The sequence below is a fragment of the Candidatus Electronema sp. TJ genome, assembly GCF_048287355.1.
GTDB lineage: Bacteria > Desulfobacterota > Desulfobulbia > Desulfobulbales > Desulfobulbaceae > Electronema.
Map to the genome: position 1 here is coordinate 1 of NZ_JBLWEP010000087.1, position 10,149 is coordinate 10,149.

11 protein-coding genes are annotated in these 10,149 nt (G+C 54.2%); 8 read left to right on the plus strand and 3 right to left on the minus strand.

All coding sequences use genetic code 11. The features are described from left to right. Positions 1-400: 400 nt before the first annotated feature. Together ACNKID_RS07635 and ACNKID_RS07640 are read left to right on the plus strand one after the other, a co-directional pair. Positions 401-1,159: a hypothetical protein gene (locus ACNKID_RS07635; protein ID WP_417912848.1), complete on the plus strand. Its 759-nt coding sequence runs from the start codon at positions 401-403 to the stop codon at positions 1,157-1,159. Between the two features lie 115 nt (positions 1,160-1,274). Then, complete coding sequence (locus ACNKID_RS07640; RefSeq protein WP_417912849.1) at positions 1,275-2,180, plus strand: sirohydrochlorin cobaltochelatase; 906 nt, start codon at positions 1,275-1,277, stop codon at positions 2,178-2,180. A gap of 17 nt (positions 2,181-2,197) precedes the next feature. On the opposite strand, the gene ACNKID_RS07645 is transcribed toward ACNKID_RS07640, so the two are convergent. Genes ACNKID_RS07645 through ACNKID_RS07655 form a run of 3 tightly spaced genes read right to left on the minus strand, consistent with a single transcriptional unit; the run spans position 2,198 to position 4,536 of the window. After that, positions 2,198-2,635 (minus strand): PPC domain-containing DNA-binding protein, encoded by a 438-nt coding sequence (locus ACNKID_RS07645; protein ID WP_417912850.1) that lies wholly within the window; start codon positions 2,633-2,635, stop codon positions 2,198-2,200. A 19-nt stretch (positions 2,636-2,654) separates the two neighbouring features. After that, positions 2,655-3,065 (minus strand): nickel-responsive transcriptional regulator NikR, encoded by a 411-nt coding sequence (nikR, locus tag ACNKID_RS07650; protein WP_417912851.1) that lies wholly within the window; start codon positions 3,063-3,065, stop codon positions 2,655-2,657. 58 nt (positions 3,066-3,123) lie between these two features. Next, entirely contained in the window at positions 3,124-4,536 is a 1,413-nt protein-coding gene (locus ACNKID_RS07655; RefSeq protein ID WP_417912852.1) for a M48 family metalloprotease, read from the minus strand. A 292-nt stretch (positions 4,537-4,828) separates the two neighbouring features. Here ACNKID_RS07655 and ACNKID_RS07660 point away from each other — a divergent pair, with 292 nt between their 5' ends. From ACNKID_RS07660 to ACNKID_RS07685, 6 genes are all read left to right on the plus strand, one after another. Then, a complete protein-coding gene (locus tag ACNKID_RS07660; protein WP_417912853.1) occupies positions 4,829-5,212 on the plus strand; it encodes an NADH-quinone oxidoreductase subunit A in 384 nt (127 codons plus the stop codon). Next, the gene (gene nuoB / locus ACNKID_RS07665) at positions 5,203-6,468 is read left to right on the plus strand and encodes an NADH-quinone oxidoreductase subunit NuoB (RefSeq protein WP_417912854.1); all 1,266 of its coding nucleotides are present in this window, start codon (positions 5,203-5,205) and stop codon (positions 6,466-6,468) included. Before ACNKID_RS07660 ends, nuoB begins: the two co-directional genes overlap by 10 nt. Before the next feature lie 12 nt (positions 6,469-6,480). Next, positions 6,481-6,897 (plus strand): alternative ribosome rescue aminoacyl-tRNA hydrolase ArfB, encoded by a 417-nt coding sequence (gene arfB / locus ACNKID_RS07670; protein WP_417912855.1) that lies wholly within the window; start codon positions 6,481-6,483, stop codon positions 6,895-6,897. Positions 6,898-6,953: 56 nt separating this feature from the next. Continuing rightward, the gene (locus ACNKID_RS07675; protein ID WP_417912856.1) at positions 6,954-8,129 is read left to right on the plus strand and encodes an NADH-quinone oxidoreductase subunit D; all 1,176 of its coding nucleotides are present in this window, start codon (positions 6,954-6,956) and stop codon (positions 8,127-8,129) included. Positions 8,130-8,148: 19 nt separating this feature from the next. After that, positions 8,149-9,243, plus strand: a complete 1,095-nt coding sequence (gene nuoH, locus ACNKID_RS07680; RefSeq protein WP_417912857.1) for an NADH-quinone oxidoreductase subunit NuoH — start codon at positions 8,149-8,151, stop codon at positions 9,241-9,243. A 144-nt stretch (positions 9,244-9,387) separates the two neighbouring features. Beyond that, the gene (locus ACNKID_RS07685) at positions 9,388-9,585 is read left to right on the plus strand and encodes a hypothetical protein (protein ID WP_417912858.1); all 198 of its coding nucleotides are present in this window, start codon (positions 9,388-9,390) and stop codon (positions 9,583-9,585) included. Positions 9,586-10,149 lie beyond the last annotated feature (564 nt).

Sequence of the window (10,149 nt, forward strand, 5' to 3'; positions counted from 1 at the left end):
GTGAACGCGCGGAGACAGCCATGCCTGCGGGCAAAGCGGACGCTTCAGGCTGGGCTGAGCAAAAAAACTTCCGCATAAGGTTTATGCTCCTCCTTCCGCCCGGCATACGCAAGAAACTTTTCTGTGAACAGCAGAGGTCACAACTTGTTTTTTTTAGAGCTTAGCGGAAAATGATTTGAAATTCTTTATGTATTCCGATATTATTGTGGACAGCCGTCGCTGATCGGATATTTTTTCGCAGAAGTGAGTAAAAAAAACTGTACAAACTCTGCGAAACGTGCTACAAAGGAATGCGCTGGAGAATTTGCTTCTTCAGAAAAAAGACGGGGCTGAACCGGATTTTTGAGAGGCATCTGTCCGCATAGTGCGGATGGTTTTTCAAACAAGAGGAGGAGGAAAAATGAGAAAGACAGTGTTAAGATTCACCCTTGCAATTGGACTGGCTGCCGCCGCAGCAGGTTCTGCCTCGGCACAACAAGGCAGTGCTGCTGCAAATCCGATGTCAGGCATGGCCAACAGCATCGCCAACAGCATCGCCACCGGCATGATGTCCAACATCAATCAGCAGGTCACGAGCAATGTTTCTATGGATGGCCTTTGGGCACCGGACGCAGATCAGGCTGCACAGTCTGCGCCCCCTCCCACACTGGATATCCGCAACATGATTGAGCAGGCGATTCAGAACATGCCCCAGCAGCAGCGTGATTCTCTGGCTCAGCAAATGACCCAGCAAAATCTGGCCGTCATGCAGCAGGGCGCAGCAGCAGCCAATCAGATCCGGGCCAAAGTGCGCGACACCATCATGATGGACCGTTACCGGAACATCTCCGGCATGGCACCGAATCTCTACAGAAGCAACATCCAGCCGCAGATGGTGCAGACCATCATCGGCAGCATCAAACCGTGGGAGCTGCCGAACCGCTTCAAGAGCCAGATGATGCCGAAGATCGTCACTCAGGTCAGCAACCAGATCAAGATGCCGCAGATCAGCTATATGCAGGAAGGCATCGGCGACAGCACCTTCCCGAACATTCCTGGCCTGCCTGGTTCAAGCGGCATGAGCGGCCAGATCAAGCAGCAGCAGATGCAGTACATGAAGGATGGGGTCATGAACGATCCCAACTTCATCAATCCGCAGGACCTCATGAAGGTGAAATAAAAGCCTCTGCTGAAAAGCGTAGGGTTCCTGACATTAACAGATTCAAAGCCGGAGACGCTGACTGCGTCTCCGGCTTTGCTGTTTTTTTTGAAAGCGAAAGCATTGGAGATGGAACGTGGAGCATAAGGCGGCTATAGTTTTGGCTATGTTCGGGACAACGGTTGAATCAGCCCTGAAGGGACTGCTCAATATTCATGCCAAAATGACGGTGCGGTTTCCAGCCATCCCGGTGCGGATAGCCTTCACCTCCAACATCATTCGCCGCCGCTGGCAGAAACGTGCCGCTGATCCGGCTTACCTTCATGCCCACCCGGACATTCCGGTGGAGATTCTTGGTGTCAGAACAGTCTTGGCCGTCATCGCTGACCTGCAAGATCAAGGCTATGACAGTATTGTTCTTCAGCCGACCCATATCGCCATGGGCGAGGAATACCTTGATCTCGGCACCTACGTGGACAGTCTGCTGCGGATGGGCACGGTTAAGAAAACAAAATACAAGCCGTTTCACAAGATCGCCTTGGGCCGCCCAGCTCTCGGCACCTACGGCCCGATCCATCCCTACGCTGATGACATAACAGCCGCCGCCAAGGCACTGGCCGCCGACGCGGAGATGGCACGGGCCGCACGGGCCGCCTTAGTCTACATGGGCCACGGCAACGAGCATTTCCCGTCTGCGGGATCTTATGTCGAGCTGGCCCGCCGAATGCGCACGCTGCATCCAGATGTGCTGACGCTGATCGGCAATGTGGAAGGGTTTCCAAGCCTTGATGATGTGATCGGTGAGCTACAGCGTTCAGAGGCAAAAAGAGTGCTGCTCAAACCTTTCATGGTGGTGGCAGGCGATCATTCAGTCAAGGACATGGCTGGGCCGGAGGAAGACTCTTGGAAAAGCGTTTTGGAACAAGAGGGCTTTGAGGTACATGCGGTGGAACGTGGCTTAGGCGAGATTGACGATTTCGCAAATATCTTTGTCCGCAATGCCGCCGAGGCAGCGGCAGATGCGGGCATTTTTCTGAAATAGCCGGACCTTCAACACGCTCATGCGAAGCGCAGCTTGCTGAAGCCGCTCTGCGCATCCCAAGGCCGGGAGGCTCCGAGGCCGTTCAGCTCGAAAAGCAGCACCTCCAAGGTCAGATAGACCCTGCTGTCGCGGCGGACACAGGCGGTGAGCGTCTCGCCGTGCTCACCCAACGCGGCATGGAGATGAATTTTCGGTTCGCCGTTGTCTAAATGAACCGACCCAGTGCCGAGCACCTCGCAGACCGCCTCCACTTCCTGCCAGACTGGATCCGGCGGCACTACCGGCTCTTTCGGACCGATCACCACTCCGGCTCTGCCCAATGCGCCAATGATTTGAAACCAGCCGCTGGCAATCTGCTCGCACAACACCAGCTCCCGCAGTCCAGCGAGAAAATCCTCACCGTGATCAAAGCGGGCCGCAATCACCCTCCCCACAGAACCTGTCCGGTATTCCACGTGTTTTCTCCTGTCACTCTCAATGCAGCCCGTCGCCGGTGCTGCTCATGGTCAGATTGCCGCTTTTTACCCCCCGCAGGGCGATCATCTTTTCAGCCAGCGCCCGGACTTTCGAGGCATTGCCTTTGACAATCGTCACTTCCAGACAGTTATGGTGGTCCATGTGCACATGGGTGGACGAGCTGATCAACTGATAGTAGTCGTGCTGCGCCTCGGTGATCCGCTCCTGCAGCTTGGACTGATGATGGTCGTAAACCAAGGTGACGACCCCCACGACCTCGCTGTCCTGCTCCCATTCCTCCTGAATCAGGTTGGTTCGGATCAGGTCGCGCACCGCCTCAGAGCGGTTGGAGTAGCCATGCCGACTGATATAGTCGTCAAAACGCTCCAGCAGAGGTTCTTCAAGAGAGACGGAAAATCGTTTCAGCATGACTTGGCCTTGTGTTGAAAAAAGAACAGAGAACAAGCGGCGGCGTGATTTCTGGTCGTCACGCGTCCTCCAGCTGTTTCAGCCGTTCCAGAATGAATTTCGCCTCTTGACGCAGGACAGAAGGGATAGTTTGATCTTTTTCCGCCCGCCGCAAATGCTGCTTGGCCAGCTCAACCCGGCCTTCATGCAGATAATGCTGACCGAGATAAAAGATGCTGGATCCGTTTTGCCCCTGCCGCGCTTTAAGCCGTCCCAGCTCGTAATAAATTTTCGAATAGTCAGGCAGGGCTCTAGCTGTTTCGAAATGCAGCTTTTCCGCTCCGGCAAGGTCGCCTGTCTGCTCCAAAGCTCTGGCTAAATGGAAGGCCGCATAAAGGTCATTCGGATCTTGTCGGTGCGCCGGACGCAGCAGCTTCAAAGCCTCGGCGGGCTGTCCGGCCTCTAAATGAATCGCGGCCAAGTCGATATCGAGAATCTCCCTGCCGGGAAAATCAAGCCGCACCTGATCCATCTGGTGAATTGCGCCACTGAAATCCATCTCTTTGGCACTGAGCAGAGCCAATCCGTAGCGGGCCATACCGACTTCCTCGGCATTTTTTCCGGAAGCGATAGTGCCCGAACACCATGTCCGCATCTCGTTGGCATCCAAAGATTCGCTCAATATCCGGTGCTTGAAACGGAGAAAGGCGAAGCGTCCGCCATCATTCTTCTCTGCTGCCATCCGGCGGCCTTCCTGTTCGAGCAACGACTGCACATAGTGGAGCCTGTCTTCAGGATTAGGATGTGTGAGCAGATAGGGCGGCTGTTGCTCAGAGTGATAGCGGGTGATCCGCCGCATTGTTTTGAGTGTCTCCTCCATCGCCGCCGGGTCGCGGTCCATGCTTCGCATCCAGTCAAAGGCCAGCCGGTCGGCCTGCTCCTCATCCTGCCGTGAGAAGCTCAATCCGGCTGTTGCTCCCGCCGCCAGCGCACCGGTGAGCAGCCCCTGCGTCAGGGCCGGATTGCCTGCGGCCAGACTGGCTGCGCCGAAGAGGAGACTGAGGGCGTTCACCTTGCTCTGCTTGGCCATGCGGGAGGCGATATGACGGCTGACCACATGGCCAACCTCATGGGCCATGACGCTGACAAGCTGATCCTCGCTCTTCATGGTCTTGACCAAGCCGCTGTTGAGGAAGATCAGGCCGGAAGGAGCGGCGAAGGCGTTGAATTGATCATTCTTGACCACAAAAAAATGATAGTCGAAATATTGAGGCCCGGCGGCCTTCAGCACTTGCCTGCCAAGGCTGTTGACATATTGGGAAACATCGGGGTCGTCAATCAGGGCGAAATTCTTTCGGACGGCATACAACAGTTTCTCGCCGAGCAGCCGCTCCTCGCCGATGCTGAAGCCATGTGCAGGAACCGGCAGCAGGAGGAGTGTCACCAGCAGGGCTGCGCCGCGCTGAAAGAGTTTAGGCAGGATCGTCGTCATCGTTGTGCGCTTATTCCGCTTTTTCGAGGGCTAAGACTGTTTCTCACATACTACCCTGTTGTCAGGGTGCCCGTCAAGAAGACAGTCTGCGCGGATTTTGATCAATAGAGTTTATAATCATCATCTATTTCTTTGACATGCGATTAAGGAAATGGTATAAAAATATTTTCCCCTTCTTTTGCTAGGCAGCGGACTGAGTGCGCCGCTCTTTCCTCTTGACAGCTTGCCGATTTTGCTCTTTGATGGAGCAGAACAAACGCATCAACAATCTTTTTCCAGAGATCACGCTTTGATGGACAGCTATATTTTGATAGGCTTCGTCGCCTTTCTTGGCGCGATTTTCGCAGGCGGGGCGATGCTGCTGGCTAAATTGCTCGCCTATCGTTCGCCAGACAGTTTTCTTAAGCGTCAGGCCTATGAGTGTTCAGAGACACCCATAGGCGATGCGCGTATCCGCTTCAAAGTCGCTTACTACATCTTCGCCCTGCTTTTCCTCCTTTTCGACATTGAGACGCTTTTTCTTTTCCCTTGCATGAAAATTTTTCGGGCAGTGGCAAGCGGGACGGCAGGCGCAGTCACGATCAATCTGCTCTATTTTGAATTGTTCTGCTTCATCTTTGTTCTTTTCTCCGGCTTGCTCTATGCGTGGCGAAAGGGGGTTCTGGTATGGGAGTAAACAACGGCGCATCCGCCCTGGTCAGGCAGTCCGGCGAGCTGATTGAAAAATTGCCCGGCGGCATCAAGCTGGTTGACGCAGTCGAGCTGCTGGTGGCGTGGGGACGAGCCAACTCGGTCTGGCCGCTGGTGTATGCCACCTCCTGCTGTGCGATCGAGATGATGTCCACCATCGCGGCCCGGCATGATTTGGCCCGCTTCGGCTACGAGGTCATGCGCGCCAGCGTCCGCCAAGCTGACATGATCATTCTTGCTGGCACGATCAGCGAAAAAATGGCTAAAAATCTTGTAACGCTGTACGAGCAGATGCCCGCGCCTAAATACACGATTGCGATGGGTTCATGCGCTATCTCCGGTGGACCGTTTTATTATGACTCCTATTCGGTGGTCAAAGGCGGCGACCGGCTGGTGCCAGTGGATGTATATATTCCTGGCTGCCCACCCCGGCCCGAAGCCCTGATTCAGGGCATCTTGCAGCTCCAAGAAAAGATCAAGCAGGAGGGCCGCCGCCGTCCATGGAAAGTCCGTGAGACACTGAATGCGCCCTTTGAGGATTTGTTCAGCAAGGCGCAGGCGGAATGGGCGGCGCAGGAAAAACGGAAGGATGAGGATCAGCGCGAGGCGAGAGAGCAGTTCAAACGTGATAACCCAGCCAAGTCGGCCAGTTCTGCGTCGTCCAAGTCTGCCCGCGTGAAGAAGGAAGAATTCCCGAATCTGCCCCGGAGAAAACCGACAGCGCAGGGCATTAGCAACTGGACCTTGCTGCAAATGGTTCAGGAGAAATTCCCTGCTGTTGAGGTCTATGGTCATCCGGGAATCAGCCCAAAGGCCGTGGCCGAGCTGGGGCCGGATTACATCCTTGATTTGGTTGTGCCACCGGAGCAGTACCGGGCCTTTGCCGAATATCTGAAAAATGAGCAGAGCCTTGGCTTGGACATGCTCATTCAGCTCACCTGTGTAGACTGGAAAGACTCATTTGACATTGTGGTGCAGCTGCTTTCCTGCCGCGAAGGCCACAAGCTCTTCTTCCGCAGCAAAGCGGCAAAGCAGCCTGAAACCGGCGACGCGGAAATGGAAACCATTTCTGATCTGTATTTCGGCGCGGAATGGCATGAGCGCGAGGTTTATGATTTCTTCGGTGTCCGCTTCCGCAATAATCAAGACATGCGGCGGATTTTCTTAGAAAACGATTTCCCCGGCTATCCGCTGCGCAAGGACTATGATGATCCGACGCGGGTGGTGAAAAGGCCGTATTAACGCCGCACAGCAATGCTCCACATCACCCGCAACATCTTCATCCCCAATCACGAGATTGAGCTGCTGGCCATCCGAGCGCAGGGAGCTGGCGGGCAGAATGTGAACAAAGTAGCTTCAGCGATTCACCTTCGTTTTGATATCAAAGCTTCATCGCTGCCGGAGATCTGCAAGCAGCGGTTGCAGTTCCTTAATGATGCGCGGATAAGCAAAGACGGCGTGGTCATCATTAAGGCGCAGCAATACCGGACTCAGGAGCAGAATCGGCTGGATGCGCTGGAGCGGCTGCGGGATTTGATCAAAAAAGTGTTGGCGGTTCAGAAGACAAGAAAACCGACGAAAGCGACGCAGGCATCCGAAAAAAGACGCTTGGAAAGCAAGATTCGGCAGAGCAGAATCAAGCTGCTGCGGGGCAAGGTGCTCGACAGTTAAGCAGTGCGGCGGGCGATATGTTGACAGCGACGGAAACGGAAAAGAACGGGAAGGAAATGATCACGGAATCATTCAGCGAATACAGTCTTGAGGGAAACACGCTGCCGGAAGGCTTCAGACTGCCGCCGCCGGAGGACGAAGAGGCCGAGGAGTTCTTCGTCAACATCGGGCCGCAGCATCCCAGCACCCACGGTGTGCTGCGTGTGGTGGTGCGGCTCAACGGCGAGACGGTGGTGGAAGTGGTGCCGCATCTCGGCTACATCCATCGCAGTATCGAGAAGATGGCGGAGAATCAGACTTATGTCCAGAATCTCCATCTCTCTGACCGCCTCGATTATCTCTCTGCCTTCTCCAACAACCTCTGCCTCTGCATGGCGGTGGAGAAAGCCTTGGACATCGGCGTGCCGGAGCGCGGTGAATACATCCGGTTGATGATCTGCGAGCTGCAACGGCTCCAGTCGCATCTGCTCTGGTGGGGCGTGCTCGGCATGGACATGGGCGGCTTCACTTCGTTTTTCTACGCCTTCCGCGAGCGGGAGCTGATCAACGACATCTTTGAGGAGTTATGTGGCGCACGCCTGACTGTGAACTATTTCCGGCCTGGCGGCTCTTCGGCAGATGTGCCAGACACCTTCATACCCAGAGTCAAGCATCTGCTCAAGATCATGCCCAAGATGCTGGACGAGTACAGCACCTTGCTCAATAAGAATATCATTTTTTTGGAGAGGACAAGGGATATTGGCATTCTTTCGCCGGAAAAAGCCCTGTCCTACGGCTGCACCGGTGCGGTACTGCGCGGCTCCGGCATCAATTATGATGTCCGCAAGCACGATCCGTATTCGATTTACGATCAATTCGATTTCGATATTCCGCTGGGCAGCAAAGGTGACAGCTACGACCGTTGCCAAGTGCGGATGGAGGAAATGGTACAGTCGCTGCGGATTCTGGAACAGGCCGTGGCCCGTTTCCCCGGCGGCCCGCACCGCAGCCAGCCGCAGCAGAACTACAAATTGCCGAAGGGCAGCTATTACAGCCAAGTGGAAACCCCGCGCGGCCTGCTCGGTGTGTATATTGTCTCTGACGGCGGCACCAAGCCTTACCGGCTTAAATACCGCTCGCCCAACTTCTCCAACCTCAGCGTGCTGAACGAACTTGCCGCCGGACACAAGGTGGCCGACCTGATCACCATCATGTCCACGCTCGACTTGGTCATCCCGGACATTGACCGTTAGAAAAAACAGGTGACACGCCATGATGCCTTCTTCTGTAGAGCTTTATCCGGTGAACAACCTCATCGGCGATATAGTCCGCAGCATCTTTCCTGAAACCATCGCCGCTGTCGTCAACGGGCTGCTTGCGCTGCTCAGTCTGATGGCCTTGGTCGGTTCTTTGGGTGCTGTACTGATTTTTCTGGAACGCAAGGTTTCCGCCCATTTCCAGCTCCGCCTCGGCCCAATGCGGGTGGGGCCGCATGGCCTGCTTCAGCCTTTAGCTGACGGCATCAAGGCTATTTTCAAAGAAATACTCAAGCCGGAAGGCGCGGACACCTTCATCTTCTTCCTCGCCCCGCTGCTGCCGGTCAGCGCAGCCTTTCTCGTCTTGGCCGTGATTCCTTTTGACCACCACCTGCAAGTGGCCGATCCGGCTGGCGGCGTGCTCTACGTCCTCGGCGTTTCCGGCCTGAGCATCCTCGGCATACTCTTGGCAGGCTGGGCATCCAACAATAAATACTCGCTGCTTGGCGCGATGCGTTCCGGTGCGCAGATGGTTTCCTTTGAGATTTCCATTGCCCTGCTCATGCTGCTGGTGGTCATGCTTTCCGGCACCGCCTCGCTGCGCGGCATTGTCTTGGTCCAGCAGGGCACCATCTTTGATTGGTGGATTTTCAAGCTGCCCTTCCTTGGCATTTTAGCTTTTATTATGTACTTGGTTGCTTCCACTGCCGAGCTGAATCGCACTCCCTTTGACATCGCCGAGGCAGAGTCCGAGCTGACTGGCGGTTTTGCCACCGAATATGCCGGCATCAGCTTCGCCATGTTTTTCTTGGGAGAATTCGTCAACATGTTCGTGGCCGCCTCTTTGGTCACCACCTTTTTCCTTGGCGGCTTCCATGCTCCGCTCTTCGGTCTGCCAGTCATTGATCCGCTGCTGAACCTGATTCCCGGCTTCCTCTGGTTCTTCGCCAAGGCGTTCCTGATCGTCTTTATTTATATGTGGTTCCGCTGGACCTTCCCCAGAGTCCGGGTTGACCAGTTAATGTATCTGGAATGGCGGATCATGCTGCCCGCCAGCCTGATCCTCCTCATGCTCTCCGGGCTGTTCGTGGCGCAGGGCTGGGTAGGATAAACAAGTTCTGGTTCTATCAGGCAGAGTTGATGAACCGCCTCATGTGCAGTCGGCAAGGACGGAAATGAGGCGAAGTATTGGCTGAATCCGGTTTGTGTGGCAAATATAGGCCGTTTCTGTCAACACGAGTTGAATCAGATTGACGTGAAAACTGTTAAGGCAAGGATAGTGCTGCATAACGATGAGCAAGTTGAAATTCCTATTCTTATTCCTAAATTAGATGCTGTGCGGAAATTTACCGCTGAACTTCATGCGCATGGCCAATATGGAAAGGATATTTTTCTGGATGGTGCGCTGAAGATACGCCTGAGCGGCCAGAGAAGTCTGTTGATTCTAAAATGAGCTTTACGCCCGCTGATTTCTGGATCGGCGAGAGCGAAATATAATTTTATTCGCTTATGTGGGAAAATGGCAGAGAGCGTAACCCATTTGAATTTTTAGATGACAGCCGTCTTTTAGAATCATCCGAAAACGATCTTTGCGGCTGGGATCCCTTGCAGTCAACTCAGTCTGCCGTTGCCGCATTTTAAAGAATGGAGCGGAACGAATGCGCGGCTCAATTTTACAAAATGAGAGGGGAATGTAAGAAACCGACGCACCAGTTTCTTAAACTGAGCACCCGGTTTTTAATACTCGGCGGTCATAGAAAGAAACTGGGTGCTCAGTTCTAAGAACTGACCGCACAGTTTTAAAAAATGGGTGGTGTTAGAAAGAAAATGGATGCCCAGTTTTTTACTATGAGTCCTTATTTTAAAAAAATATGTGCATAGTTTGTTGCAATGGGATGTCATAGGGAAAAGATGGAACCTATCCCACTAATGCCTGAAAGGTGTTAAACTGCTCTCTCCAAAGAGGGCAGAGCATGTCAGGAAGATTTGAGGGAATGAGCGATGCGGAATGGAAGCT